Annotated in this window: 2 protein-coding genes; both read right to left on the reverse strand. The window is 63.0% G+C overall.

The genetic code is table 11. From position 1 onward, the window contains the following. Positions 1 to 561, reverse strand: a 561-nt coding sequence (locus ABB27_RS18635; protein WP_211263732.1) for a polysaccharide biosynthesis/export family protein, incomplete at its 3' end; no start/stop codon positions are given. Between the two features lie 88 nt (positions 562 to 649). Then, positions 650 to 1,107 (reverse strand): hypothetical protein (locus ABB27_RS18640; RefSeq protein WP_211263733.1); only part of this gene is annotated, 458 nt, incomplete at its 5' end.

Genomic DNA, 1,107 nt, shown 5'->3' on the forward strand with positions numbered 1-1,107 from the left:
CAGCGTCAACGGAGTAACCGTAAGCGCAATGCTCGCCGGTTGGCGCGATGCGCCGGTTACCCAGACGCGCTGGCTGGCGTAGCTGAGCATGGACACGTCAACCTGCGGCGCTTCGATGTAACGCGCCAGCTTGCTGCCGAGTTCTTCGCGCAGCTCAGTCGGGGTCTTGCCGGCGGCATTCAATTTTCCGATATAGGGGTAGAACAGGCTGCCATCGGATTGCACAAGGCGGCCGGCGGCATTGAGCTGCTGCTGCGGGCCTGCTGGCACGGTGAGCTCTGGGTGGTCCCATACGGTGATGTAGAGCATGTCGCCTGCGCCCACCCGATAGGGGCCGGGCCAATAGCTGCTTAGCGCCAGTGGCATCGATTTCGCATCGCGCGAAGCCCGCTCCATGGCGATCAACTTGGGCGTGATCGGCAGAAGCTCGATGTGGCTGTCGCCAATAGAGTGACCGGGTTGCGCGATTGCATCGCGGCGCAGGTGTTGGCCCGGCGCCAATACGCAGCCGGTGAGTAACAACGCGAGCGCCAATATGGCGACAAGACGCTTGCAGTTCATTTTTTCTTCCTGGCCGTTGCAGGCTATACGCAACCCTCACCGGCGCGAAGGCCGGCGAGGGAATACTGGCGTTTGATGTGCTTCGAAATCAGTGGGTGCCGGTCGGGCCCGGAGTAACCGGTGCGCTGCCATTGCCGCCGTCATCATTGGAGAGCACCGAATACAGCACTGCGCCAGCGGCAATGCCTGCACCGATGGTCAGACGGCTCAAGCTGCCACGTGCGGCCTTGCCAGCTTCCTCGGTACCTGCCAGTTCCGTGCTGACGCTTTCCTCTGCCATTGCCAGTTCGGTGCCGGCTTCCTGCTCGATAGACAACAACTCGTCGCCGGCAGGCTGTTCGAACGAGGCGATCGGTTCTTCGGCGGAAGGCGAACTCAGCGGATCCTGCGGTGCCGGCTCCTGCTGCTCGGCGACACTGTGGCCCTGCTCGGCCACGGCATGCTCAGCTACGGGTTGTTCGATTGCTTGCGGCTCCTGGGCCACCGTAGGCCGGTCAGTAACCTTCGCGACCTGTGCGACGACGCGAACCGGAAACGCCTGTAGGG

Origin of the sequence: Stenotrophomonas terrae, from assembly GCF_001431465.1 — a bacterium.
GTDB lineage: Bacteria > Pseudomonadota > Gammaproteobacteria > Xanthomonadales > Xanthomonadaceae > Stenotrophomonas > Stenotrophomonas terrae.